Origin of the sequence: Streptomyces sp. NPDC045431, from assembly GCF_040646655.1 — a bacterium.
GTDB lineage: Bacteria > Actinomycetota > Actinomycetes > Streptomycetales > Streptomycetaceae > Streptomyces.
Window position 1 is genome coordinate 1 of the sequence record NZ_JBEZAQ010000026.1, and the last position, 25,911, is coordinate 25,911.

The 25,911-nt window shown below is 68.5% G+C and carries 23 protein-coding genes; 10 read left to right on the forward strand and 13 right to left on the reverse strand.

Annotated elements, in window-relative coordinates:
* Nucleotides 1-374 precede the first annotated feature (374 nt).
* From AB0A69_RS31345 to thyX, 3 genes are all read right to left on the reverse strand, one after another.
* Nucleotides 375-2,060 carry a ribonuclease J gene (locus AB0A69_RS31345; RefSeq protein WP_361429047.1) on the reverse strand — a complete coding sequence of 562 codons (1,686 nt, stop codon included), beginning with the start codon at nucleotides 2,058-2,060 and terminating at the stop codon, nucleotides 375-377.
* 128 nt (nucleotides 2,061-2,188) lie between these two features.
* A complete protein-coding gene (gene dapA, locus AB0A69_RS31350; protein WP_361429049.1) occupies nucleotides 2,189-3,088 on the reverse strand; it encodes a 4-hydroxy-tetrahydrodipicolinate synthase in 900 nt (299 codons plus the stop codon).
* A 214-nt stretch (nucleotides 3,089-3,302) separates the two neighbouring features.
* A complete protein-coding gene (gene thyX / locus AB0A69_RS31355) occupies nucleotides 3,303-4,043 on the reverse strand; it encodes an FAD-dependent thymidylate synthase (RefSeq protein WP_361429051.1) in 741 nt (246 codons plus the stop codon).
* 170 nt (nucleotides 4,044-4,213) lie between these two features.
* On the opposite strand from thyX, the gene AB0A69_RS31360 reads away from it, so the two are divergent.
* Together AB0A69_RS31360 and AB0A69_RS31365 are read left to right on the forward strand one after the other, a co-directional pair.
* Nucleotides 4,214-4,453 (forward strand): hypothetical protein, encoded by a 240-nt coding sequence (locus AB0A69_RS31360; RefSeq protein WP_361429053.1) that lies wholly within the window; start codon nucleotides 4,214-4,216, stop codon nucleotides 4,451-4,453.
* Between the two features lie 96 nt (nucleotides 4,454-4,549).
* Nucleotides 4,550-5,098 carry a PH domain-containing protein gene (locus AB0A69_RS31365; RefSeq protein ID WP_361429055.1) on the forward strand — a complete coding sequence of 183 codons (549 nt, stop codon included), beginning with the start codon at nucleotides 4,550-4,552 and terminating at the stop codon, nucleotides 5,096-5,098.
* On the opposite strand, the gene AB0A69_RS31370 is transcribed toward AB0A69_RS31365, so the two are convergent.
* The 6 genes from AB0A69_RS31370 to eccD form a co-directional block, all read right to left on the reverse strand.
* Entirely contained in the window at nucleotides 5,088-5,543 is a 456-nt protein-coding gene (locus tag AB0A69_RS31370) for a hypothetical protein (protein ID WP_361429057.1), read from the reverse strand. The two genes, AB0A69_RS31365 and AB0A69_RS31370, sit on opposite strands and share 11 nt — an antisense overlap.
* Nucleotides 5,543-6,298 carry a 4-hydroxy-tetrahydrodipicolinate reductase gene (gene dapB, locus AB0A69_RS31375; protein WP_361429059.1) on the reverse strand — a complete coding sequence of 252 codons (756 nt, stop codon included), beginning with the start codon at nucleotides 6,296-6,298 and terminating at the stop codon, nucleotides 5,543-5,545. Before dapB ends, AB0A69_RS31370 begins: the two co-directional genes overlap by 1 nt.
* Nucleotides 6,299-6,337: 39 nt before the next feature.
* Nucleotides 6,338-7,717: a pitrilysin family protein gene (locus tag AB0A69_RS31380; RefSeq protein ID WP_361429061.1), complete on the reverse strand. Its 1,380-nt coding sequence runs from the start codon at nucleotides 7,715-7,717 to the stop codon at nucleotides 6,338-6,340.
* Nucleotides 7,714-9,942 carry a polyribonucleotide nucleotidyltransferase gene (locus tag AB0A69_RS31385; RefSeq protein WP_361429063.1) on the reverse strand — a complete coding sequence of 743 codons (2,229 nt, stop codon included), beginning with the start codon at nucleotides 9,940-9,942 and terminating at the stop codon, nucleotides 7,714-7,716. Before AB0A69_RS31385 ends, AB0A69_RS31380 begins: the two co-directional genes overlap by 4 nt.
* Before the next feature lie 351 nt (nucleotides 9,943-10,293).
* The gene (gene rpsO, locus AB0A69_RS31390; protein WP_003958228.1) at nucleotides 10,294-10,584 is read right to left on the reverse strand and encodes a 30S ribosomal protein S15; all 291 of its coding nucleotides are present in this window, start codon (nucleotides 10,582-10,584) and stop codon (nucleotides 10,294-10,296) included.
* Between the two features lie 168 nt (nucleotides 10,585-10,752).
* Nucleotides 10,753-12,252, reverse strand: coding sequence for a type VII secretion integral membrane protein EccD (eccD, locus tag AB0A69_RS31395; RefSeq protein WP_361429065.1), 1,500 nt, complete (start codon nucleotides 12,250-12,252; stop codon nucleotides 10,753-10,755).
* A 402-nt stretch (nucleotides 12,253-12,654) separates the two neighbouring features.
* Here eccD and eccCa point away from each other — a divergent pair, with 402 nt between their 5' ends.
* From eccCa to AB0A69_RS31435, 8 genes are all read left to right on the forward strand, one after another.
* Nucleotides 12,655-16,620 carry a type VII secretion protein EccCa gene (gene eccCa, locus AB0A69_RS31400; RefSeq protein WP_361429067.1) on the forward strand — a complete coding sequence of 1,322 codons (3,966 nt, stop codon included), beginning with the start codon at nucleotides 12,655-12,657 and terminating at the stop codon, nucleotides 16,618-16,620.
* Nucleotides 16,617-16,853 (forward strand): hypothetical protein, encoded by a 237-nt coding sequence (locus AB0A69_RS31405; RefSeq protein WP_361429069.1) that lies wholly within the window; start codon nucleotides 16,617-16,619, stop codon nucleotides 16,851-16,853. The genes eccCa and AB0A69_RS31405 overlap by 4 nt, the downstream gene beginning before the upstream one ends.
* A gap of 289 nt (nucleotides 16,854-17,142) precedes the next feature.
* Nucleotides 17,143-17,649, forward strand: coding sequence for a hypothetical protein (locus AB0A69_RS31410; protein ID WP_361429071.1), 507 nt, complete (start codon nucleotides 17,143-17,145; stop codon nucleotides 17,647-17,649).
* 12 nt (nucleotides 17,650-17,661) lie between these two features.
* Nucleotides 17,662-19,932, forward strand: a complete 2,271-nt coding sequence (locus AB0A69_RS31415) for a hypothetical protein (protein WP_361429073.1) — start codon at nucleotides 17,662-17,664, stop codon at nucleotides 19,930-19,932.
* Between the two features lie 346 nt (nucleotides 19,933-20,278).
* Complete coding sequence (locus AB0A69_RS31420) at nucleotides 20,279-20,602, forward strand: hypothetical protein (RefSeq protein ID WP_361429075.1); 324 nt, start codon at nucleotides 20,279-20,281, stop codon at nucleotides 20,600-20,602.
* Between the two features lie 109 nt (nucleotides 20,603-20,711).
* The gene (locus AB0A69_RS31425) at nucleotides 20,712-21,218 is read left to right on the forward strand and encodes a hypothetical protein (RefSeq protein WP_361429077.1); all 507 of its coding nucleotides are present in this window, start codon (nucleotides 20,712-20,714) and stop codon (nucleotides 21,216-21,218) included.
* Nucleotides 21,215-21,883: a hypothetical protein gene (locus tag AB0A69_RS31430; RefSeq protein WP_361429079.1), complete on the forward strand. Its 669-nt coding sequence runs from the start codon at nucleotides 21,215-21,217 to the stop codon at nucleotides 21,881-21,883. Before AB0A69_RS31425 ends, AB0A69_RS31430 begins: the two co-directional genes overlap by 4 nt.
* 36 nt (nucleotides 21,884-21,919) lie before the next feature.
* Nucleotides 21,920-22,849: a hypothetical protein gene (locus AB0A69_RS31435; protein WP_361429081.1), complete on the forward strand. Its 930-nt coding sequence runs from the start codon at nucleotides 21,920-21,922 to the stop codon at nucleotides 22,847-22,849.
* Between the two features lie 164 nt (nucleotides 22,850-23,013).
* Here the strand turns inward: AB0A69_RS31435 and AB0A69_RS31440 are convergent, their stop codons facing one another.
* The 4 genes from AB0A69_RS31440 to AB0A69_RS31455 all read right to left on the reverse strand — a co-directional run bounded on the left by AB0A69_RS31440 (nucleotide 23,014) and on the right by AB0A69_RS31455 (nucleotide 25,907).
* Complete coding sequence (locus AB0A69_RS31440; RefSeq protein ID WP_361429083.1) at nucleotides 23,014-23,532, reverse strand: hypothetical protein; 519 nt, start codon at nucleotides 23,530-23,532, stop codon at nucleotides 23,014-23,016.
* Nucleotides 23,533-23,793: 261 nt separating this feature from the next.
* Nucleotides 23,794-24,093, reverse strand: a complete 300-nt coding sequence (locus tag AB0A69_RS31445) for a WXG100 family type VII secretion target (RefSeq protein WP_355356058.1) — start codon at nucleotides 24,091-24,093, stop codon at nucleotides 23,794-23,796.
* Nucleotides 24,094-24,171: 78 nt separating this feature from the next.
* On the reverse strand, nucleotides 24,172-24,534 hold the full coding sequence (locus AB0A69_RS31450) for a WXG100 family type VII secretion target (RefSeq protein ID WP_361429086.1): 363 nt from the start codon (nucleotides 24,532-24,534) through the stop codon (nucleotides 24,172-24,174).
* 110 nt (nucleotides 24,535-24,644) lie between these two features.
* Nucleotides 24,645-25,907, reverse strand: a complete 1,263-nt coding sequence (locus AB0A69_RS31455) for a S8 family serine peptidase (RefSeq protein WP_361429088.1) — start codon at nucleotides 25,905-25,907, stop codon at nucleotides 24,645-24,647.
* Between the last annotated feature and the right edge of the window lie 4 nt (nucleotides 25,908-25,911).

Consider the following 25,911-nt stretch of genomic DNA (forward strand, 5'->3'; position numbering starts at 1 on the left):
TATCAACTAATCTGGCGTTGATTTTTGGCACGCTGTTGAGTTCTCAAGGAACGGACGCTTCCTTTGTACTCACCCTCTCGGGCTTTCCTCCGGGCACTTCCCTTCTGTGTCTCCAACCTTACCAGATTCTTTTTCCGTTCCGTTTCCGGTTCGGATTCAGTTTCCGGTGGCCGTTGGAGGGCCTTTGCCTTTCGGCTGCCTTTCGACCGGACCGACTTTATCAGAGATTCTGAGTCGGTATTTCCGGCCCCTCCGGGGACCCTCTCGGCACACGGATGTGCCGGGTTCCCGGTCAGGCGAGCCGTAAACGTACTGGAGCGGGGCGCCCCGATGCAAATCGAGGTGCCCCGCTCCAGGTCGGGCCCGACGGGCCGTCAGACCTCGACGACCACAGGGAGGATCATCGGGCGACGGCGGTAGGTGTCGGAGACCCACTTGCCGACGGTGCGGCGGATCAGCTGCTGGAGCTGGTGGGGCTCGGCGACGCCGTCGGCGGCCGAACGGGCCAGGGCTTCCGCGATCTTCGGGATCACCGCGTCGAACGCGTTGTCCTCGATGCCCGAGCCGCGGGCGTGGATGTTCGGTCCGCCGGTGATCTTGCCGGTGGTGGAGTCGACCACCACGAAGACCGAGATGATGCCCTCTTCGCCGAGGATGCGGCGGTCCTTGAGGTGGACCTCGGTGACGTCGCCGACCGACAGCCCGTCGACGTACACGTAACCCGCCTGGACCTTGCCGACGATGCGGGCGCGGCCCTCGACCAGGTCGACCACGACGCCGTCCTCGGCGATGACGATGTGGTCCTTGGGGACACCCGTCAGCGCGCCGAGCTCGGCGTTGGCGCGCAGGTGGCGCCATTCGCCGTGGACCGGCATGAGGTTGCGCGGCTTGCAGATGTTGTAGAAGTACAGCAGCTCGCCGGCCGAGGCGTGGCCCGAGACGTGGACCTTGGCGTTGCCCTTGTGGACGACGTTGGCGCCCCAGCGGGTGAGGCCGTTGATCACGCGGTAGACCGCGTTCTCGTTGCCCGGGATGAGGGACGACGCCAGGATCACCGTGTCGCCCTGGACGATGCGGATCTGGTGGTCCCGGTTGGCCATGCGGGACAGGGCCGCCATCGGCTCGCCCTGGGAACCCGTACAGACCAGCACGACCTCGTGGTCGGGCAGGTCGTCGAGCGTCCTGACGTCGACGACCAGACCCGGCGGGACGCGGAGGTAGCCCAGGTCACGGGCGATGCCCATGTTGCGGACCATCGAGCGTCCGACGAAGGCGACCCGACGGCCGAACTCGTGGGCCGCGTCGAGGATCTGCTGGATGCGGTGGACGTGGCTGGCGAAGCTCGCCACGATGATGCGCTTCTGGGCGCCCGCGAAGACCGAGCGCATGACATTGGAGATGTCGCGCTCGGGCGGGACGAAGCCCGGGACCTCGGCGTTCGTGGAGTCCGACAGCAGGAGGTCGATGCCCTCCTCGCTGAGCCGGGCGAAGGCGTGCAGGTCCGTGAGGCGGTTGTCCAGCGGGAGCTGGTCCATCTTGAAGTCGCCGGTGTGCACCACCATGCCCGCGGGGGTGCGGATGGCGACGGCCAGGGCGTCCGGGATGGAGTGGTTGACCGCGATGAACTCGCAGTCGAACGGGCCCAGCCGCTCGCGGTTCCCCTCGACGACCTCGAGGGTGTACGGGCGGATGCGGTGCTCCTGGAGCTTGGCCTCGATCAGGGCGAGGGTCAGCTTGGAGCCGATCAGCGGGATGTCCGGCTTCAGCCGGAGCAGGAAGGGGACGCCACCGATGTGGTCCTCGTGGCCGTGTGTGAGGACGATGCCCTCGATGTCGTCGAGGCGGTCCCGGATGGTGGTGAAGTCCGGCAGGATCAGGTCGATGCCGGGCTGCTCCTCCTCGGGGAACAGGACACCGCAGTCGACGATCAGTAGTCGGCCGTCGTACTCGAACACGGTCATGTTCCGGCCGATCTCACCGAGACCGCCGAGCGGGGTGACGCGCAGGCCGCCCTTGGGCAGCTTCGGGGGCGCGCCCAGTTCAGGATGTGGATGACTCAAAAGACTCTCCTCACCACACGCGCCACGTACCGCTTGGGCACGTGGCGCGCGTGACATTCGTGCACTTGCTGTTGTCTGTTATTGATCTTGTGTTCAGTTGTTGGGCTATTCGGTTATGAAGTCTGTTGCTACAGCTGTACCCCGCCGGCAGCGAGATCGATCTTGAGCTGGGCGGTTTCCTCCGGGCTGAGCTCCACGAGCGGCAGGCGCAGCGGCCCGGCCGGGAGGCCCTGGAGGGCGAGGGCGGCCTTGGTGGTGATCACGCCCTGCGTACGGAACATGCCGGTGAAGACCGGGAGCAGCTGCTGGTGGACCTCGGTCGCCTTCTGGACGTCACCGGTGAGGTACGCGTCGAGGAGGGCGCGGAGCTCCGGGGTGACGACGTGGCTGACGACGGAGACGAAGCCGCAGGCGCCGACGGAGAGCAGCGGGAGGTTGAGCATGTCGTCGCCGGAGTACCAGGCGAGGCCGGAGCGGGCGATGGCCCAGCTGGCGCGCCCGAGGTCGCCCTTGGCGTCCTTGTTGGCGACGATGCGCGGGTGGTCGGCGAGGCGGACGATCGTCTCGGTGTCGATCGGGACGCCGCTGCGGCCGGGGATGTCGTACAGCATCACCGGGAGGCCGGTGGCGTCCGCGATGGCGGTGAAGTGGCGGAAGAGGCCCTCTTGCGGGGGCTTGTTGTAGTACGGGGTGACGGCGAGCAGGCCGTGTGCGCCGGCGCGCTCGGCGGCACGGGCGAGCTCGATGGAGTGGTGGGTGTCGTTGGTGCCGATACCGGCGACGACGTGGGCGCGGTCTCCGACTGCTTCGAGCACGGCCCGTACGAGCTGCTCTTTCTCCGCGTCGCTGGTGGTCGGGGACTCACCGGTGGTGCCGCTGATGACCAGGCCGTCGTTGCCTGCGTCCACCAGGTGGGTGGCGAGCCGCTGTGCGCCTTCGAGGTCGAGTGCGCCGTCCGCCGTGAAGGGCGTGACCATAGCGGTGAGGACCCGCCCGAAGGGGGTCTGCGGAGTCGAGATCGGAGCCATGGGTAACACGCTACTCGTTGCTCAGCGCGTGGGGTCCCCTCGGGGGACGCTTGGGGAGGTGGAGCCCGGCACTGCCTGCTCGGGGGTTCAAGCAGTGCCGGGTCCGTTTGATCAGCCTAGATGAACTTCTCGGAACGCCGCAATACGGACACTTCGGGCGCCCTGTGCGCGGGTTCCCGGCCGGGGTCCCCGCCTGCGGGCTCCGGGCCGCCGTTTACGGGGCGACGCGGCCGTTGGCGTTGAAGGCGGCGTACGTGAGCGGCATCAGGCGCGCCCAGTGCTCCTCCATCTTCTCGCCGACCATCTCGATCTCCCGCTGCGGGAAGGACGGCACCTTGGCCAGCTCGTGCTGGGTGCGCAGGCCGAGGAAGTGCATCAGCGAGCGGGCGTTGCAGGTGGCGTACATGGAGGAGAAGAGGCCGACCGGCAGGACCGAGCGGGCGACCTCGCGGGCGACGCCCGCCGCGAGCATCTCCTGGTACGCCTCGTACGCCTGGACGTAGGAGGACTCCATCGTGCGCTCGACGAGCGCCTGCTGCTCCTCGGTGCCCTCGACGAAGACGTACTTGCCCGGGCGGCCCTGCTGGACCAGCTTGCGCGAGGTGTCGGGGACGTAGAAGACCGGCTGGAGCTCGCGGTAGCGGCCGGACTCCTCGTTGTAGGACCAGCCGACGCGGTGGCGCATGAACTCGCGGAAGACGAAGATCGGGGCGCTGATGAAGAACGTCATCGAGTTGTGCTCGAAGGGGCTGCCGTGCCGGTCCCGCATCAGGTAGTTGATCAGACCCTTGGAGCGCTCCGGGTCCTTCTGCAGCTCGTCCAGGGACTGCTCGCCGGCCGTGGAGACGCGGGCCGCCCACAGGACGTCGGAGTCGGCGGCGCTGTGCTTGACCAGCTCGACGGTCACATCGCTGCGGAAGCTGGGCTTGAGGTCTTCGGCGGGGGTGTCGCTCACCGGCGGGGGTCCTTCCAATCGCGTCGCTCGGGCGGCGCCCACTCTACGTCGCGGCACCGACAGCACATGAATCCCTGGAATTCGGGCACCGAAAGGGGCACCAAACCGCTGCTTCACGCGTCTGACCCGGTAGCAGTGTCCGTCACGAGTTTCAAGGAGGGTTCTCACACATGTTCGGCCGGCGTGAGGCAGTCCCGTTCGCCTTCGTCGCGGAGGCCGAGCGCTTCCGCAGTAACGTCACTCCTCCGCCCCGCGAGCGTCCCAGCCTGTCCGAGGTCGCCGGTCGTACGCTGATCGGGCTGACCGTCGCGGCCGGGCTGATGGGATCGCTCCTCTTCGGGATGCCCGCACTGGAGAGCGGCCCCTCGGCGGGTCACACGCAGCAGTCCGAGGCCTCCCAGGGCCGGTGAATCCCTGCGGCCACCCTGCGGTGGCCGGTCCGGAAGGTGCTGGGTAGCCTCACCGGGCACAGCCCCATCGAGCGTGTGTATGAGTGAGGATCCGTCGTGCCCCTGCCCTTCCTGACGGCCGACCGTGCTTTCGACACCGGCGAGGACGTCGCCCTCCCCTACGAGGACCACGACCAGTGGCACCGTCCGTACCGGCCGGGGCCCTGGCGGGTGGGGGCCGCGGCGCTGGCGCTGCTGCTCGCCTCGTTCGTCCTGCTGGCGTCGATGATCATCGCCTTCGCCGGGGCGCTGCCCGGGGCGGCGGTCTGCCTGGGGATGGCCGTGCTGGTGATCGGCGCCGCACTGCGGCTGCTGCGCATGGGTACGTGGGTGAGCCCCGCGGGCGTGCGCCGGGTGGGGTTCTTCCGGACGGTGACCGTGCCGTGGGGACGGATCTCCGCGGTGCGGACGGTGCAGCAGCCCGTGCGGTGGCTCGGGCTGCCGCGCACCGTGCAGGGGCAGGTCCTCGTGCTCGTACGGCAGGGGGGTGAGCAGCTGGCGCTGCTCACCGACCACAACGCGGACTTCCTGGCGCGGGTGGAGGCGTACGACCGGGCGGCGGCCCGGGTGATGGCGTGGAGCTCGGAGTACGCGCTCAGCGACTGACCGGGCGCCGGCCCTCGTGGAGGGCGATCGCGTGCTGCATCGCCTTGCGGGCGCGCGGGGTGTCGCGGGCGTCGTGGTAGGCGACCGCGAGGCGGAACCAGCAGCGCCAGTCGTCCGGGGAGTCCTCGGTCTCGGCGCGGCGCCGCGCGAAGACGGCGTCGGCGGCGTCGCGGTCGACGCGGCCGCTCGGGGTGCGCTTCAGCTCGTCGGCCGGGAGGCCGCCCTCGGCTTCCAGTTCGGCGGCGAGGCGGTTGGCCTTGGTGACGAACCGGGTGTTCTTCCAGAGGAACCAGACGCCGATGACCGGCAGGATGAGCACCGCGCAGCCGAAGGTGACGGTGAGCGCGGTGCCCTGCTGGATCAGCATCACGCCACGGCTGCCGACCAGGACGAAATAGACGACCAGGACGGCAGCCGTGAGGAAGTACGTGAGCTTGGCGCGCATCAGCCCAGGTCCAGGAAGTTTTCCAGGCCGAAGGTGAGGCCCGGGGTGGTGACCACGCGGCGGGCGCCGAGCAGGATGCCGGGCATGAAGCTGCTGTGGTGCAGCGAGTCGTGCCGGACCGTCAGCGTCTCGCCCTCGCCGCCGAGCAGCACCTCCTGGTGGGCCAGCAGGCCCCGCAGGCGTACCGCGTGGACGGGGACGCCGTCGACGTCCGCGCCGCGCGCGCCGTCCAGGGCCGTCGCGGTCGCGTCGGGCTGCGGGGCGCAGCCGGCCTCGGCGCGGGCGGCGGCGATCAGCTGGGCGGTGCGGGTGGCGGTGCCGCTGGGGGCGTCCACCTTGTTGGGGTGGTGGAGCTCGACGACCTCGACGGACTCGAAGTAGGGCGCCGCGATCTGCGCGAACTTCATGGTGAGGACCGCGCCGATGGAGAAGTTCGGGGCGATGAGGACGCCCGTGTCGGGCGACTCCTCCAGCCAGCCGGACAGCCGGGCGAGGCGCTCCTCGGTCCAGCCGGTGGTGCCGACGACGGCGTGGATGCCGTGGCGTACGCAGAAGTCGAGGTTGTCCATGACCGAGTCGGGGGTGGTGAGCTCCACCGCCACCTGGGTGCCGGTCTCGGCGAGGGTCTCCAGCTTGTCGCCCCGGCCGAGGGCCGCGACCAGCTCCATGTCCTCGGCGGCCTCGACGGCGCGTACGGCCTCGGAGCCGATGCGGCCCTTGGCGCCGATGACCGCGACGCGCAGCTTGCTGCTCATGCTCGTACTTCTTCCTTCGGTTCCATGGCGGATGTGCGGTTACGCGACCACGTCGTGGAGGCGGTCGGCCTGCTTGTCCTTCAGGGGGCCGATCACGGACAGCGACGGGCGCTGTCCGAGGAGCTCGGCCGCCACGTCCCGTACGTCGTCGGGGGTGACGGCGGCCATCTGGGCGAGCATGTCGTCGACCGACATCTGGTCGCCCCAGCACAGCTCGCTCTTGCCGATGCGGTTCATCAGGGCGCCGGTGTCCTCCAGGCCGAGGACGGTGGAGCCCTTGAGCTGGCCGATGGCGCGCTCGATCTCGTCGTCGCTCAGGCCCTCGTGCGCGACCCGGTCGAGCTCGTCCCGGCAGATCCTGAGGACGTCGTGGACCTGGCTGGGGCGGCAGCCCGCGTACACGCCGAACAGGCCGCAGTCGGCGAAGGCCGAGGTGTACGAGTAGACGCTGTAGGCCAGGCCGCGCTTCTCACGGACCTCCTGGAAGAGGCGCGAGGACATGCCGCCGCCGAGGGCGGTGTTCAGGACGCCCAGGGCCCAGCGGCGGTCGTCGGTGCGGGCGATGCCCGGCATGCCGAGGACGACGTGGGCCTGCTCGGTGCGGCGGCTGACGACGTCGACGCGGCCCGCGGTGCGGATGGCCCGCCGGCCGTCCCGGGGGGCGACGGGGGCGGCGTCGGTGCGGGTGAGGGCGCCGGCCTTCTCGAAGGCGCGGCGGACCTGGCGTACGACCGTGGCGTGGTCGACGTTGCCGGCGGCGGCGACGACCAGGTGGGTGGGGTCGTAGTGCTTCTTGTAGAAGCGGCGGATGCGGTCCGCGGTGAGCGCCTCGATGGTGTCGACGGTGCCGAGGACCGGGCGGCCCAGCGGGGTCTCGCCGAACATCGTCTTGGCGAACAGGTCGTGGACGACGTCGCCGGGGTCGTCCTCGGTCATGGCGATCTCTTCGAGGATCACGCCGCGCTCGGCGTCGACGTCGTCCTGGAGGATCAGCGAGCCGGTGAGCATGTCGCACACCACGTCGATGGCGAGCGGCAGGTCGGTGTCGAGCACGCGCGCGTAGTAGCAGGTGTACTCCTTCGCCGTGAAGGCGTTCATCTCGCCGCCGACCGCGTCGATGGCGGAGGAGATGTCGAGGGCGGACCGCGTGCGGGTGCCCTTGAAGAGGAGGTGCTCCAGGTAGTGCGTGGCGCCGTTGAGGGCGGGCGTCTCGTCGCGGGAGCCGACGTGCGCCCAGATGCCGAAGGTGGCGGAGCGTACGGAAGGCAGGGTCTCGGTGACGATGCGCAGGCCGCCGGGGAGGGTGGTGCGGCGGACGGTGCCGATGCCGTCCTTGCCCGGCAGAAGCGTTTGGGTACGGGCGACGGCCCGCGCCTCCGAAGAGGTGCGGGCCGTCGCCTTCGAACTACGGGACGTCACTGGTCGGTGTCGTCCTTCGTCTCGCCCTCGGCGGCGGCAGCGTCCTCGTCCGCCATCACGGGGATCAGCGAGAGCTTGCCGCGCTGGTCGATCTCGGCGATCTCGACCTGCACCTTGGCGCCGACGGCGAGCACGTCCTCGACGTTCTCCACGCGCTTGCCACCGGCGAGCTTGCGGATCTGCGAGATGTGCAGCAGGCCGTCCTTGCCGGGCATCAGGGAGACGAACGCGCCGAAGGTGGTGGTCTTGACGACCGTACCCAGGTAGCGCTCGCCGACCTCCGGCATGGTCGGGTTGGCGATGCCGTTGATCGTGGCGCGGGCGGCCTCGGCCTGCGAACCGACCTGGGCACCGATGTAGATGGTGCCGTCGTCCTCGATCGTGATCTCGGCGCCGGTGTCCTCCTGGATCTGGTTGATCATCTTGCCCTTGGGGCCGATGACCTCGCCGATCTTGTCCACGGGGATCTTGACGGTGATGATCCGCGGGGCGTTGGGGGACATCTCGTCCGGGCGGTCGATCGCTTCCATCATCACGTCGAGGATGTGGAGGCGGGCGTCGCGGGCCTGCTTGAGGGCCGCGGCCAGGACGGAGGCCGGGATGCCGTCCAGCTTGGTGTCGAGCTGGAGGGCGGTGACGAACTCCTTCGTACCGGCGACCTTGAAGTCCATGTCGCCGAAGGCGTCCTCCGCACCGAGGATGTCGGTGAGGGCGACGTAGTGCGTCTCGCCGTCGATCTCCTGGGAGATCAGGCCCATGGCGATGCCGGCGACGGGGGCCTTGAGCGGCACACCGGCGTTCAGCAGCGACATGGTGGAGGCGCAGACCGAGCCCATGGACGTCGAGCCGTTGGAGCCGAGGGCCTCGGACACCTGGCGGATCGCGTAGGGGAACTCCTCGCGCGACGGGAGCACCGGCACGATCGCGCGCTCGGCGAGCGCGCCGTGGCCGATCTCGCGGCGCTTCGGGGAGCCGACGCGGCCGGTCTCGCCGACGGAGTACGGCGGGAAGTTGTAGTTGTGCATGTAGCGCTTGCGGGTCACCGGGGAGAGGGTGTCCAGCTGCTGCTCCATGCGGAGCATGTTGAGGGTGGTGACGCCCAGGATCTGGGTCTCGCCACGCTCGAACAGCGCGGAGCCGTGCACGCGCGGGATGGCCTCGACCTCGGCGGCGAGGGTACGGATGTCCGTGATCCCGCGGCCGTCGATGCGGACCTTGTCCTTGATGACGCGCTCGCGGACCAGCTTCTTGGTCAGCGCGCGGTACGCGGCGGAGATCTCCTTCTCGCGGCCCTCGAACTGCGGGAGCAGCTTCTCGGCGGCGATCTCCTTGATCCGGTCCAGCTCGTTCTCGCGCTCCTGCTTGCCGGCGATGGTGAGCGCCTGGGAGAGCTCGGTCTTGACCGCGGCGGTGAGCGCCTCCAGGACGTCGTCCTGGTACTCGAGGAAGACCGGGAACTCGCCGACCGGCTTGGCGGCCTTGGCGGCCAGGTCGGCCTGGGCCTTGCAGAGGACCTTGATGAACGGCTTCGCGGCCTCGAGACCGGCGGCGACGACCTCCTCGGTGGGGGCCTCGGCCCCGCCCTTGACGAGCTCGATCGTCTTCTCGGTGGCCTCGGCCTCGACCATCATGATCGCGACGTCGCCGTCCTCCAGGACGCGGCCCGCGACGACCATGTCGAAGACGGCGTCCTCGAGCTCGGTGTGCGTCGGGAAGGCGACCCACTGGCCCTTGATCAGGGCGACACGGGTGCCGCCGATCGGGCCGGAGAAGGGCAGGCCGGCCAGCTGCGTGGAGCAGGAGGCGGCGTTGATCGCGACCACGTCGTACAGGTGGTCGGGGTTGAGCGCCATGATCGTCTCGACGATCTGGATCTCGTTGCGCAGACCCTTCTTGAAGGAGGGGCGCAGCGGCCGGTCGATCAGGCGGCAGGTGAGGACGGCGTCCTCGGAGGGGCGGCCTTCCCGGCGGAAGAAGGAGCCGGGGATCTTGCCGGCCGCGTACATCCGCTCCTCGACGTCGACCGTCAGGGGGAAGAAGTCGAGCTGGTCCTTGGGCTTCTTGGAGGCCGTGGTGGCCGACAGCACCATGGTGTCGTCGTCCAGGTAGGCCACGGCGGAGCCGGCGGCCTGCTTGGCCAGGCGGCCCGTCTCGAAGCGGATGGTGCGGGTGCCGAAGGTGCCGTTGTCGATGACGGCCTCGGCGTAGTGGGTCTCGTTCTCCACTAGCGATTTCTCCGTTTGCTTGTCGTCTTTGCGTCCCCAGACGCCCGTGTGGCGGGGGACGGGGCGGAGAAGCGCGCCTTGTGTGCGGGCCGGTCTTCGATCGAAGCACCCGGGAGTCCCTCCCGGGGGCCACTACCGAGGACCGGCGACGGCGAGGGGCGCCTCTCCCAGCCAGCCTTGGTGGCTTTTATGGCGTTTTCGTTATTGCGTTGTGCGACCAGATTACTGAGCTTTGGCTCAGGTTGGCATTCCCACTCACAACGCGTACAGGCCTTGGAGGCCCTGCACCGCTTACAGCAACAGCAAAGGGAGCGGCCCCATCAGCGTGGGAACCGCTCCCTTCACGGCGACTTACTTGGCGCCGCCGGCCGCACCGCGGCGGATGCCGAGGCGGTCGACCAGCGCACGGAAGCGCTGGATGTCCTTCTTGGCCAGGTACTGCAGCAGGCGGCGGCGCTGGCCCACCAGGATCAGCAGACCACGGCGGGAGTGGTGGTCGTGCTTGTGGGTCTTGAGGTGCTCGGTCAGGTCCGAGATGCGGCGGGAGAGCATCGCGACCTGGACCTCGGGGGAGCCGGTGTCGCCCTCCTTGGTGCCGAACTCGGCCATGATCTGCTTCTTCGTAGCGGCGTCGAGAGACACTCGGTACTCCTCATTGGTGTTCGATGCGCCTGCGAGTGCCCCTGGTCTTGGTCTCAGGGGAGCTTCCGTGACTCGGAGGCGAAGGCACGATGGGCGCTGCACTCCAGAGAGAGCGGGCTCTCCGGGTGCGCGTACACAAACGGCCGTTACACAGCGTACCAGGCCCGGTCAGGACGTCAGCGCACGGATGGAGTGGTAGACGTCGAAGACCGCCAGGCACAGCGGTACGAGGGTGAGGAGCACGAAGGACTCCGCGATCTCCAGGAACCGGCCCCAGAAGGGTGTGACGCCCTTGCGCGGCACGATCAGCCCGATCGAGACGATCAGCGCGGCCACGGCGGCGACCGCCGCGGTGAGCCAGATCGTACGGATGTCCAGCGCGGTGCCGTCGCCCCGCAGGGCGTCGCGGATCAGGGTCGCCGGCGGGTTGAGGCACAGCCCCAGGCCCAGCAGTACGAGCGAGCCGAGGCCGGCGGCGAGCGCACAGCCGACCTGAGCGGTGTACCGGAAGAGGTGGGCGCGCATCAGCATCGCGACGCCCGTGGCGAGGGCCAGCAGCTGCCCCCACACGTTGTCCGAGAAGCCGAGGACCGCCGAGGCGCCGACGGCCAGCAGCGCGCAGCCGCCGACGAGCCCGACCAGCAGCTCGTGGCCGCGCCGGGCCTGGGCGGCGATGCGCTCGGCGTCGACGGGGCCCTGGTTCTCGGGCTCGGCCCCGTAACCGCCGACGGAGGTGCGGGGCGGGTCGAAGCCGATGGGGAGGCGGGCGAAGCGGGTGGACAGCCCCGGCAGGAAGGCGAGCGCGCCCACGGCGAGCGGGGCGCAGACGGCGGCGGTCTCGGCGGGCGTGATCTCGGTGGTGATGGCGACGAAGGTCACCAGCAGGCCGACGGCCGAGGCGAAGACGAACGCGACGAAGGGGCCGTCGCCGCCGGGGGCCACGATCGTCAGGATCACGGAGACGACCAGGACGGCGGCGCAGGCCAGCAGGAACTGCAGCTTGCCGATGCCCTGCCCGGCGGTGAGCGGCAGCAGGCCGGCTCCGCCGACCGCGGCGTTCGCCATGGCGCCGATGCCCAGCGCGATGGCCGAGCCGCGGTCGTCGTAGACCCGGGCGCGCACGCCGGCCAGCGCGAGCAGCAGGACGCCGGTGATGCCGGCGAGGATGCCCGGCAGGCCGTTCATGTCGTGCCGCGGGTCGGCCGTCCACAGCACGAAGGCGACCAGCACCAGCAGCACCGAGCCGCCGAAGAGGCCGGCGCCGCGCATCAGGGCGTCGGACCACAGGGTGCGGTCGCGGGCGACCGCGGAGGCGACCGCGTCGGCGACGTCGTCGAAGACCGCCGGGGGCAGCGACTCGGCGAAGGGGCGCAGCGAGAGCAGCTCCCCGTCGAGGATGCGCTGCGCGGCCAGCGAGCGCGCGCTGTCGAGCACGGTGCCGTCGCGGCGCACCAGGTGGTAGCCGACGGGGGCGCCGGGCGCGGGGCTCTGGCCGGACAGCCTGAGGACCTCGGGGTAGAGGTCGGCGACCGGGATGTCCTCGGGCAGTGCCACGTCGACGCGGCCGTCGGGCGCGACGACCGTGACGCGGCAGAATCCCGTTCCGCCGCCGGACGGTGTCGCGGGAGCCGGGTGACCCGTTCCGGTGGCCGCGGCTGGGGCCGTCATACTCACCTGCTGCTTCCCCTCGTGGATGTCGTGCGTGGATGTCGTGCGTCGATCGTCGTCGAGGCGTCGGAGACGGCCTCGGGCGTCGAGGCGTCGGGAACGACCTCGGACGCCGAGGTGTCCGAAACGACCTCGGACGCCGAGGTGTCCGAAACGACCTCGGACGCCGAGGTGTCGGAGACGACCCCGGACGTCGAGCGTCGCCCAAGTCGTCGAAGTCCTGCCGTGGCGCTCCGAATGACCCATTTGTTTGCGGAGGTTCACAGGTGCGCCACCATTTCGCGCCACCCTACCGCCCACCCGTAACCCCCCTCACAAGTAGGATCCCTCCCCGCGGACGGAACCCGTCGCCACGGGGGCGCCGATAGGAACGTTTCCGTCCGCCAAGGGAATTGGTGAGCTGTGAGTCAAATCATCGTCAAGCGCCCACCACGGGCCCTGCCGTCCGAAGTACCCGGCGAGCAGGTGCAACTGCAACCCCCTCCCGAGCTGCCCAGAGGGCAGCAGGAGGGCGTGCTCATGCAGTTGCTGCCGACGCTCGGCATGGGTGGTTCGGTCGTCTTCTTCTTCATGACCCCGAACCCAGTCATGCGGATCATGGGCATGGTGATGATCGCCTCGACGGTCGCCATGGCCATCGCGATGATGGTGCGCTACCGGCGCGGCACCCAGGGGCAGCTCGCCGACCTGCGCCGTGACTACCTCAAGTACCTGACGCAGACCCGCCGTGCGGTGCTGCGGACCGCGCGCCTCCAGCGCGACGCCCAGTTCTACCTGCACCCCTCCCCCGAGCAGCTGTGGGCGCTGGTCGCCGAGGGCAGCCGCGTGTGGGAGCGGCGCGTCGCCGACGACGACTTCGCGCAGGTGCGCATCGGGCTGGGCAGCCAGCAGCTCGCCACCCCGCTCATCGCTCCCGACACGGCGCCCGTCGACGAGCTGGAGCCGCTCACGGCCGGCGCTATGCAGCAGTTCATCAACGCCCACAGCACCCTGGAGGGCCTGCCCATCGCCGTGTCGCTGCGCGCCTTCTACCACCTGACGGTGAGCGGCGAGGCGGAGTCGGCGCGCTCGGCGGCGCGCGCGATGGTCGGCTCGCTGGCGTCGCTGCACTCCCCCGAGGACATGGTCATCGCCCTTGCCGTGGGCCGCGAGAGCGCCGGCCACTGGGAGTTCGCCAAGTGGTTCCCGCACGTCCAGGCCCCCGGGGCCGGTGACGGCGCGGGCTCGCGGCGGCTGATCACCACCGACGCGCGCGAGCTCGACGAGCTGCTCGGCGCGCGGCTGGAGGGCCGTCCGCGCTTCGGCGGCAACCCGCTGCTGGACCAGCCGCACGTCGTGGTCGTCCTCGACGGCCAGTCCATCCCCTCCGTGTCGGCGCTCGCCACGCCGGAGGGCCTGCAGGGCGTGACGATCATCGAGGTCGTGGCCGGTGAGATCACCGGCCCCCGCGGTGGTCTGTCGGTCGTGGTGCACCCGGACTCGCTGCGCCTGGAGTCGGCGCACGGCATGGTGTACGAGGGCGCCCCGGACCGGCTGAGTTTGGAGGCCGCCGAGACGCTGGCGCGCCAGCTCGCGCCGCTGCGGGTCGGCTCCGGGTCGGACGACGACGAGCCGCTGCTGGCGAACCTGGACTTCACGGACCTGCTGAACCTCGGCGACGCGGCGTCCGTCGACGTCAGCCGCACCTGGCGGCCGCGCTCGCAGTCGGAGCGGCTGCGCGTGCCGATCGGTGTGGGCGAGGACGGCACGCCGGTCATGCTGGACCTGAAGGAGGCGGCCCAGGAGGGCATGGGCCCGCACGGCCTGTGCGTGGGCGCCACCGGTTCCGGAAAGTCGGAACTGCTGCGTACGCTCGTGCTCGGTCTGGCCGTGACGCACTCCTCGGAGACGCTGAACTTCGTCCTCGCGGACTTCAAGGGCGGCGCCACCTTCGCCGGCATGTCGCAGATGCCGCACGTGGCGGCCGTCATCACCAACCTGGCGGACGACCTGACGCTGGTGGACCGCATGGGCGACTCCATCCGCGGTGAGCTCAACCGCCGCCAGGAGATGCTGCGCGACGCGGGCAACTACGCCAACATCCACGACTACGAGAAGGCGCGTGCCGCCGGAGCCCCGCTCCAGCCCATCCCCTCCCTCGTGCTCGTCATCGACGAGTTCAGCGAGCTGCTCTCCGCCAAGCCGGACTTCATCGAGATGTTCGTGCAGATCGGCCGTATCGGCCGGTCCCTCGGTGTGCACCTGCTGCTCGCCTCGCAGCGCCTGGAGGAGGGTCGGCTGCGCGGCCTGGAGACGTACCTGTCGTACCGGATCGGTCTGCGGACCTTCTCGGCGGCCGAGTCCCGCGCGGCGCTCGGCGTGCCCGACGCCTACGAGCTGCCGAACGTGCCCGGCTCCGGCTTCCTGAAGTTCGGTACGGACGAGATGGTGCGGTTCAAGGCGGCGTACGTCTCCGGTGTGTACCGCGAGAACGCGCACGCCGCCGTGCCGGGCGGGCCCCTGCCGGTGGACCGCCGTCCGGCGCTGTTCACGGCCGCGCCGGTGCCGGTGCACTACGTCCAGCCGACCGCGCAGGCGCAGGTGCCCGAGCAGCGCGCGGCCGAGGACGACGCGCTCGCCGACTCCGTACTCGACGTGATCGTGCGGCGCCTGGAGGGGCGGGGCGTGGAGGCGCACCAGGTGTGGCTGCCGCCGCTGGACAACCCGCCGCCGCTGGACGAGCTGCTGCCCGGTCTGACCGGTGTGCAGGGACGCGGGCTGACGCAGCCCGGGTACGAGGGGGCGGGGCGGCTCGTCGTGCCGCTCGGTGTGGTCGACAAGCCCTTCGAGCAGCGCCGCGACACGCTGTACCGGGACTTCTCCGGTGCGGCGGGCCACATGCAGATCATCGGTGGTCCGCAGTCCGGCAAGTCGACGCTGCTGCGGACGATCATCTCGGCGTTCGCGCTCACGCACACGCCGCACGAGGTGCAGTTCTACGGCCTGGACTTCGGTGGTGGCGGTATGGCGTCGATCGCCGGCCTGCCGCACGTGGGCGGGGTCGCCTCGCGTCTGGACCCGGAGAAGGTGCGGCGTACGGTCGCCGAGGTGTACGGCATCCTGACGCGGCGCGAGGAGTACTTCCGCAGCGCGGGCGTCGACTCCATCGCCACGTACCGCAGGCTGCGGGCGCGCGGCGACATCTCCGTGACGGAGCAGCCGTGGGGTGACGTCTTCCTCGTCATCGACGGCTGGGGCAACTTCCGTACCGACTACGAGAACCTGGAGCACGCGGTGCTCGACATCGCGGCGCGCGGTCTGGGCTACGGCATCCACGTGATCCTCACCGCCTCGCGGTCGATGGAGGTCCGGGCGAACCTCAAGGACCACCTGATGAACCGCCTGGAGCTGCGGCTCGGCGACACCATGGACTCGGAGCTGGACCGCAAGGCGGCCGTGAACGTGCCCACGGGTGTGCCGGGGCGCGGTCTGACCCCGGAGAAGCTGCACTTCATGGCGGCGGTGCCGCGCATCGACGGCATCAACTCCGACACGGAGCTGTCGGAGGCCGCCGCCGCGATGGCGCAGGAGGTCGCCCGGCACTGGACGGCGCCGGGCGCGCCGCAGGTGCGGCTGCTGCCGCGGGAGCTGCCGGCGCAGCAGCTGCCGGCGGGCTTCGTGGAGCCGAAGCGGGGCGTCGCCTTCGCCATCGACGAGAACAACCTGGAGCCGGTCTACGTCAACTTCGACCGCGACCCGTTCTTCCTGGTGTTCGGCGAGAGCGAGACGGGCAAGTCGAACCTGCTGCGGCTGCTGATCAAGCAGCTGAGCGAGCGGTACGACGGGGACTCCTGCAAGTTCTTCGTGGTCGACAACCGGCGCGCGCTGCTGGACGTCACCCCCGCCTCGCACCTGGCGGAATACGTGCCCATGTCCAACAACATGGACCACCACGTGGACGCGCTGGCCGACCTGATGCAGCGCCGTACGCCGTCGGCCGACGTCACGGCGCAGCAGCTGCGGGACCGCAGCTGGTGGCGGGGCCCGTCGGTGTACGTCGTGGTCGACGACTACGACCTGGTGTCGACGTCGAGCGGCAACCCGCTGGCCAAGCTGACGGAACACCTGCCGTTCGCGCGGGACGTGGGCGTGCGCTTCATCATCGCCCGCAGCGCGGCGGGCGCGAGCCGCGCCTCCTACGAGCCGTTCCTCCAGCGGATGATGGAGCTGGGCGCCCAGGGTGTCCTGCTCTCGGGTGACCCGCAGGAGGGCGACGTCCTGGGCGGCGTCCGGATGCGTCCCATGCCGGCGGGCCGGGGCATCTTCGTCTCCCGTCAGCGGGGGAACCCGCTGGTGCAGACGGGGTTGATGCCGGAGCTGCTCGCATGATCGGGTTGATCGTCTTCGTCTCGTCGTTCGCGGTGCTGTTCCTCCTCGCGGCGATCTTCGACGTGCCGCGCAGGCTCTGGTGGCGCTTCAAAGCCCCCACGCTCGACAACCCGGAGGCGCACGAGCCGTCGGACTCGTACTTCAGGTGGGGGCGGATCGGCCTGGTGGTGGTCGCGGGCATCTTGGTGTGGCAGGTGGTGACGGTGGCGACGCTTCCGGGGGCTTTCGACTAGGGGCCGCTCGCCTTCCGGGTCCGTCGGGATCGGCGAGTCCGTCGAACCCGACGGACACGGAAGGGTGAAGGAATGAATGCGAGGTCGCCGGCATCGGCGACGGGCACGGCTACGGCTACGGCTCGGGTGACGTCTTCGCCGGGGCAGTCGGAAGTGGCGTGTGGCGTGGGCGACCTCGTGTGCAGCGTGACGACCGACGGCCAGGAGAGTCCTTGCTCGTAGCCGCGAGGGCTCAATAGGTTCATGCCACATGAGGCGCGCGGCAGGCGCGGGGGAAGGGGCCCGGACGATGGCGTGGGACGAGTGGGAGCAGCTGAAGGAATCGGCTGTCGAGAGGCAGTCGACCGGCATGCGGTTGAACGGACTGCCGCCCGAGGACAAGCCGAACGCGGGCGGACCCACAGGCGATCTCGAGGTTTCGCAGAAGGACCTCGCCGCGATCGGTGACGAGGCCTTCAAGCTCTACAACCGCATGTGGAAAGAGGCCCGGGTCGCCGAAACCGACGCGTCCGGAACCGCTTTGACCAAGGAGGGCTTCGCGCTGGGCGGGGCCTTGAAGCACGTGGCCGCCCGCTGGGACAGGCAGCTGAACAGCCTCATGGACGCCTGTGCGCTCATCTCGAACCACATGGACTTCACGACGAAGGCACACCAGGGCGACGAGATCCACATCGAGCGTCACGTGAGCAGCATCGCCACGCTCGACGCCGGCTTCGACGAGTCCTACGCACCACCGGGCGAGAAGAACTCAGCGCACGGTGAGAAGAAGGACGACAAGAAGGACAAGAAGGACTAGGGGGATCGACCGGTGCTTTTCGAAGATCTGCACTCCGCGAACTTCAAGCCGCTCGACGATACGGTCAGCGACTGGACGACCATGCTGACCAAACTGCAGCAGCTCGCCGCGGATGCGAAGGACGGGCTCGTCGGCAAGGCCAACAAGGCGAACTGGGCCGGTTACAACGCCGCGGTCTCCCGGCAGTTCATCGTGAAGACCGCCGGCGAGTTCTCCGACGCGCACACGCAGGCCACGTCCATACTCAACATCCTCCGCGACTCGCGCGACGAGCTGAAGACGCAGCAGCGGCTGCTCAGGGAGGCCATCGAGCGGGGCCGCGCGAAGCAGCTCACGGTCACCATCAGCGGTACCAGCTTCGCGGTCGACCGGAACCCCGACGCCAAGGAGGTGACGCAGAAGGACATCGACGGGCTGCGCGACGAGCTCCAGGGGATCCTCGACAAGGCGACCGAGATCGACAACTCCGCCGCCACCACCCTGCAGGCGCTGGTCGACCTCACCGACTACGGCTTCTCGGAGGCCAAGTACAAGGACCGCGACGCCGCGGCCGCCGCCCTCAAGGAGGCGGAGGAGCTGGCCAAGCTGGCCAAGAAGAAGCCCGAGGACCTGACCCCGAGCGACTTCGACCGCCTCAACGCGGGCCTGCAGAAGCGCTCCGGGGACCCGCTGTTCGCCGAGCGCTTCGCCGAGCAGATGGGACCGAAGGGGACCCTTGAGTTCTGGGCGGGTCTCAACGACCTCTCGCGGAGTTACAACCTCTACCACAACCGGCCCGAGCAATACGACGACCTCCAGAAGAACCTCAGCTTGACGCTGGCCACCGCTTCGCACGCCGACACCCCCGAGATGTCGAAGTGGAAGTACGACATGGCCGACCTCGGCGGACAGCCCCTCAACAAGCACAGCAGCGCTTACGGCTTCCAGGTGATGAGCAACCTGATGCGCTGGGGCGACTTCGATGACGGGTTCCTCCAGGACTACGGCGCCAAGCTGATGCAGACCGAGAAGACTCTCAGCGAGAACGGGCGCCAACCGGCCTGGCAAAACACCCTGGGGCTCCCGCAACTCAACCGGACCGGCACGGATACGGGTTCCGACCCTCTGGTCGGCTTCTTGAAGGCCCTGTCCAACAGCCCGGGCGCGGGACCCGACTTCTTCAACCAGCGGTTCCTATCGAAGGACGACGACCACGAATTCACGCACGACACCGACGGCGACGGCAACAAGGGCAGGAAGGAGCTCAGCAACTTCCAGTACCTCTTCGAGGAGCGCCACTGGCCACCGGAGATGGACAGCAAGGGCGAGGACAGCATCGAGGGCCGCAACAACCTGGCCCTGGCCTTGGAGGCCGCGGCAACCGGCCACCGGGCCGGGGAGATGCCCACCGCCGACACTCCGGCCCACAACGCCGCGCAAGCCAGGCTGGTGGAGGACATTTTTGCTTCGGTTTCCGAGGTTCCCGAGCGAGTCACGAAGTACGGCTACATGTCCGACAGCCTGGGCCAGATCGCGGCTGAGTACCTGCCGGACATCAACAGGGCAACCACGGATGCCGATGATAAGAACGAGAGCATCGGCAAGCTGTTCCCCATTACGGGGGCAGTAGCGGACTTGGACCACTCGGCTGTGACGCGATTCCTGGTGACCGTTGGGCAAAACCCTGAAGGCTACGCGGCCATCGAGGTGGGCCAGAAGGCTTACATGGCCAACCTTATGGATTACCACCTGAACCCGGACCTGCCGGCGGATCAGCGTTATGAGCAGAGTACGGAGAACACCATCAGGGAAATCTCCCGTCGCTCGGCCGAGGTTGGCGGGACACTCGCCATCGGACGGCAGGAAGCCGTGCTGGGTGAGGCGAAGGAAGCCGATTCCGACTTCGAGCTGGCGGTCAACCAAAGGAAGAGCGCCCTCTCCGGCATCATCAGCACGGGTATCGGTATCGGCACCGCCTTCGTCGCGTCCCCGGTTGTAGGCGTCGCAGTCGGCGGCGCCGCGAGTACGGTGAGCGGCGTCATCCTTGAACAAGTCTTCAAGGATTCCGAACCGGAGAACCTGAAGAACAGTGGGGCCGCTGTGGGGGACCTGTGGGAGGACAGCAAGGAGAGGAACAACCGCCTCAGCGCTGAGGCCGCACGCCTAGCTGCGGCGGCGCATAAGACGCCCGACATGGCCAGCGCCGGGGAATGGACCCGATACGGCACCGCGGATGGCTTCAATGACGCGTCCACATCGGTTCGTCGAATGGCGGACGATCTCGAAACGGAGATTCCTACCTGAGTCGTTGAGTGATCTATTGCCGAGTCCGCGGTGGCAGGTACGCCCTGCCACCGCGGACACCACTTCGCCAAGAGAGACGATGATGCTCTTCGCAGACAAACCAAGGTCGCATCGACTGCATAGGCCATGCGGGACGCGCGGGCGGGCGGTCGCCGCCATCATGAGTGCGCTGGCGCTGTCTCTGGCCCTCGGTGCCTGCTCTTCACCAACGCAGGAGTACGCCATTCCCACATCGTTGTGCGGCACGAAAGTCTCTCCCGACGTGTTGAGGCCGCTACTTCCGGCGGGTGAGAAGGTTTCCTTCAGGACCATCCGAGGCTCTGGGGCGAGGCGCTGCTACGTAAACGTGGATGAAAAGACCGCGGTCGCCGCTGCTGTCGAGTTGTACGAACAGGGCTCCACCTTGGATCACGTCGCAGCCCGCGCGATCGGCGTCGAACCGGGCGATAAGGCGACCGCCGACAAGCGGTACCTGTACTCCAGCACCGGAGCGATCGGCCGGGTCAAGTGCGTGGACCCGAGCAAGCTCAGCAAGGTTGCCGACGGTGAGCTATTCACCTCGGTTCGCGTCGAGGGTGGTCCGGCCGCCGAATCCGAGATCCTGGCGCTGATCACCGACTACACGGACGCGATGGCCGATTCGGCGGCCTGCCGGGGTGACATCTGGTGAGTCGACGCCCGACTGTGGGCGGAAGCGGGGGCGTGCGCCGCCACTGGCTCTTGGGGGCAAGTTGAACCGCTTCAGCACGGACAGGTCTGTGGTACGGGCCCTTACGGGGGTGGCTGCGGTGCTGGCGATCGGGGCCGTCGCCGGGTTCTCGTCGCACGAACCGAAGAGGAACTTCGCAACACCCACCGCCCTGTGCGATACGCCCATCGAGGGCAAGTTGCTGGACCCTGTCCTCCCCCGCAGCGGAGAGACGATCTCCATGCGAGCCGCCGGCGTCATCGGGTGGGACCGGTGCCTCGTCTCCGTAGACGACGAAGAAGTGATGTCCGCGAGCTTCGAGTGGTTCGAGAAGGGCACCAAGCCGGTCAAGGTCGCCAAGTCCCAGAGGAACCTTGTCCTCGTCGAGCGCGTCAGTGACGACGGGCGATACGCATGGGGCGACAGGGGCGCGGTCAGCCACGTGACGTGCCCCAACCCCAAGGTGAGCTCACGTAAAGGCACGTACGAGCTGCTCGCCAGCGTCTACGTCGTGGATGCGGCGAAGGAGGAAGCCATGAAAAAGCTGGTCCTCGGCTTCGCAGGGGCAGTGTCCAAGTCCGAGGAGTGCTCGGGATGAAGGGGCTTGCGTCCAGGAGAGGCAAGGTCTCAATCGGTGCCTTGGCCTTGGCGGCCATGGCTATGGCCACCGTCTACATATTCGGGCTTCCCCCGTTCGAGAGACGGGGAGAGATCAAGGCAAGCGATGTCTGCGAAACATTGGGGAACTCGTCCAGCGCCACCCGAGCTCTTGGCGCGACACTGCCCGACGAACCGGAATACAGTTTCCGGGACACGTGGAACGGCACACCCGTCTCCATTGGTGGAAACTACTTCACGATCCACTGCCACATCTACGGTGGTGGCCGAGTCCTCTTCCATACCAGGGCGCAGCTCACGGATCACAAACCGTCGGATGACTGGGTGAAGAAAGCACTCCACGATAAATCCCCAAAGGCGGAGAAGTTCTCTGCGGGCGCCATGGGAGCTATTCGCGGAGGAAGAGCGGCCATCCTTGTTCCTTGCTCCTCATCCGCAAGGCTGCCCGGAGGAACTCCCAGATTCAGTTACTCCCTCAGTGTCGAGGTGGAACTGCACTACTACGACAGGCCTGCCAGCCAGAAGGTCCGTCAGGGGTTGACCGACCTCGCCCTCGGCGCGGCGCAGTACGCACACAAGAGGAACGGGTGCAACCTGCCTTCGAATCTTCCCGCCAAGGCACCCAAGGTCGGGCCCGGTGCCTAACAGCTGGGTGCGGCACGGCGATACTAGGGTGGTCCGATGAAGGTGGTACGACGGTGGGCTCTCTGGATCGCGGGACCCCTCGCGCTGGCCACCCTCGCGGGATACGGCTGGTACCGGCTCAGCGACACCGGCAAGCGGTGGCGGTACGAGAGCAAGCTCGAGATGTACTGCGACGGCGTCCTGCCGTACGAGGAGACCGTCTCCCTCACCGGGATGGACCACGAGCGCGTACTGCCTTACGACAGACGCGATGATCGGGGCGACCACGGTTATGACTTCTGCAAGGTGGCGGGCCTGTACGTCACGGTCAGCCGTCTACCGGCTCGCGTCCCGTTCACAGACAGCGATTGGGAGCGCTTCCTTCCCGAGAAGGACGCCGAGGCACTCCCCCTGCCCCTGGGTGGCGGCTGGCGTGGCTTCACCGATCTGACGAACACGGCCGTTGTCCTCCCCTGCCGCAACAGGGACACCACGCTGGTGGTCACTGCGGTCCAGGACTATGCGCACAAGCCCGGAAAGATCGCTGAGCTCGTCACCGCCACGGCGGCGAAGGCCGCCGAACGTTGGGACTGCGACACCACGCCCGGCGGGCCGCTGCCGCCCGTTTCGAAGCCCCTGCAAGACAAAGTCCCGAGCGCGGCACAGGGCACCTGCTCGGACCTGCCGTTCACCCTGGAGAAGCACGTCACCAGCGTGGCGGAAGCACCATCGAGTGATGCCGCACCGCTCGAAATCTGCGTTCTCAAGGACGAGGCCCCCTACCTCACGGAGGAGCCTGCCGGCGGCTCCGAGGAGGACTACTGGGCTAGCGCTCGATGCCCCGACGACATCTTCCGCGCGATCTTCCGCATCCGGGCGCAAACGAGGGAGACCAACAACCCGGGGTTCGCGAAGGCCGCCCTCGTCGCGTTCGCCAAGCGGGCCGCTCAGCAACACGGTTGCACGGATCTGAAGTTGCCGCGCTAGGCCGCGCAGATGCGCGTGGCGGCGCCGCAACTCCGGCCGCTCCACGCGCAGATGCGCGTGGCGGCGCCGCAACTCCGGCCGCTCCCCTCGCGCGCCAGGTGGATCTTCCGGTCAGCCTGGTCTCCGGACCGGCCCAGGGCCGGGGGCGGGCTCGGCCGGTAGGCCTAGCAGCCCGCCTCGGAGCCGCTGTTCACGAACGAGTTGATGTCGATCGAGTAGCCGGCCCCGGTGGTGAGGTCGGGCCGGTTTCCGTAACCGTCCTCAGCGAGGCGTTCGGCGGTGAGGAAGACGATCTGCAGGGCCATCTTCTCCCTGACGAAGCACAGGTCGTCGGGCAAGGCTTCGGGGTGCGGGTTCCATCCGTCCCGTACCGCCGCCGTCCGGTAGTGCGCGGCCACTTCGGCCTGTGTGCCGGGGAAGGCGTAAGTCCGGCTGGCGTACACCGAGACATCGCCGCTGTCCGCCCAGCAGCCGGCGTCCACCTTCTCGAAGCCCTGAGCGACGGTGGCCCCGGCGGGCCGGGAGTCGAGGATGTCGAGCACCGCCAGCTTCTTCACCTGGTCGTGGGTCCCGTCGCAGTCCTCGGCGAGTTGCAGCAGGGAGCAGCCGGTGAGTCCTGCCGTGAGCGCTGCGGTCGACAGGAGCAGGGATATCGGGCGGGTGATACCTGACCGCAGAGGCACAGCGGGCTCCAGAGCGAAGGCCGGGGCGGTCGGAGGAAGCGGCCGCCGGACGGGATGGTCATCCGTGCCAGCTCCGCAGCGGGCACCGCCCAGTTCTACCAGGCGGCCGGCGCCCTCCCGTTGCTGCCGGAGAGAGCCGGACACTTCGACGCCAGCTCCTCGCCCGAACCACACAAAAGAGTGAGGGTGGGCATCTCCCGCGCATGCCCACCCTGCTACTCGTCCTGCGTGCCGCTCAGGCCCTCACCGGGCCCTTGGGACTTAGAAGTGGCTCGCGGCCTTACGGTCGCCAGCCTGGTACGCCGGGCCGGCCTCGCGGACGGCCTTGGCGATGCCCTTGAGGGCGTTGTGGATCGCGCGCGTCTCCTGGTCCCACTTGGCGTGGGCGCCGTCCGCGGCGGTCTTCGCCTCACCCTCGAAGGTGTTGGAGATGCTCTTGATCTTGTTCTGGATGGCCTCGAGAGACGCGTCCAGGCGGGCAGCCTGGGCCTCGATGGTCGATGCCGCCTGCTCGAGCGAGGCGTAGGTGACGACCATCACGCCGTCGTTGGACTGTGCCACGGTTCCTCCAAATACCGATTGAGGCGTGTGTTCTCTGTACTGATCGCGGTCGCGGTCGCGGGATGACGACCTGTGCGCTTAGTAGCTGGCGATGTTCGACGTCGCGCGGCGCTCCGCACCCGCGTCGCCCGAGAAACCGCCGGTCACGTCAACGCCGCGCAGGGCCTGCTCCACCTCGTCGTCGGTGTTGCCGGCGGTCGTGCGGGTGACCTGGATCGCTTCCTGGAAGTTCAGCAGCATCTTCGCGATACGAACCATGCCCTGGTTGATCTCGTTCTGCTTGACGTCGAAGGCGCCGGCGCCGATGCCCTTCCAGTTGCCTTCGAGGCTGTCGATGACACCCTGGAGGTTCTTCAGCTGCGCCTTGACGTCGTCGAAGTTCCGGGTGATTTCGTCCTGGAAGTCCTTGAGACTTGCATCGCCGACCTTCTGGACTGCCATGTGTCGCTCTCCCTTTCTTGGGTTTCCATTGCACCGCGGACTGTCTGTTCAGCTGTCCGCGGAGATGGTCTTGTGGGTTACCCCTGTGGGGGCCTGACGCGGCCGCCGCGTCAGGCGGTACGCCGCCTACGGGCCACGAAGACGCCCGCGCCCGCGAGGACGGCCACGACTGCGACTCCGCCGATGATGAGGCCCAACTGGCCGTTGCCATCCGCCTTCTTGCTCGAAGAGCTTGCCATGGCCGCGTCATCGGCGGCCTTGTCCTTCGGGGCCTGTGACGAAGCTGGTGCAGAAGGAGCCGACGAAGCGGACGAGCCGGGCTTGCCGCCGACCCGCTCGTTGGTCAACGGGCTGATGTTGGGGTCACCCGGCTTTCCGAGGCCCCTATTGAGGTGCGCGTTGGGGCGCACGACGCCGTGGCCGAGATACGTGCTCACGGTGCCGGGCTTCCAGTCTTCACCGCGCCCTGCGGACTCGAACATGACGCGCAGCACTTGGTTTCCGGTCCAGTCGGGGTGCTTGGACCAGATCAACGCGGCGGTTGCGGAGGCGATGGCGGTGGCGGAGCTGGTTCCACCGTCGCCGTCGCAGTAGCTCGTGAAGGACTCGTCGCACCAGCCGGGGATGTCGTCGGCGGGAGCAGCGATGTCGACCCAGTCGCCGTGCTGGGAGTAATCGGACACCATGCCGTCGGGGCCGATGCCGGCGACAGCGATGGCCTCCGGGTAAGCAGCCGGGTACTGCTTTTTGTTGCCCTTCTTGGCGCTGTTGCCGGCACCGGCGAAGAGCAGCTTCCCCTTGCTCTGGGCATACTCGACCGCATCCCTGATATCGGCGTTGTAGTAATCGCTGGCCATCGAGACATTGATGATCTGTGCATCGCTGTCCGCCGCTGCACGGATCGCCTGCCGCATGTCGAAGGCGTTGACCTTCTCCTTGTTCTGCAGTTCGGTATCGGATACGCGATACGGGATGATCTTGGCCCCTGGCGCGAGGCCCTTCATCCCGCCTCCCTTGCCCGTGCCTGCGATGAGTTCGGCGACCGACGTGCCATGGCCGTCGAGATCATCGGTCTCCTCACCCTTCACTCCGGTGAAGTCCACGCCTTCGAGTACCTGGCCTTTCAATGAGGGCGTGGAGGGATTGACGCCACTGTCGACGACCGCGACCTTGATGCCTTCGCCGGTGGCCGTTTTCCAGATCTCATCGGCGTGCATCGAATCCAGGTACCACTGCCTCGACTGAGGATCGGTGATAGTCGCCGCCGTGGCGGTCCCGCTGATCCCCACCGACCAAGCTCCAGCCGCGGCCACGGCGCAGAGCAGGCCACGCCGCACGGTGTGCTTACGGACCTGACTCATCACTGGCGTCATCCTG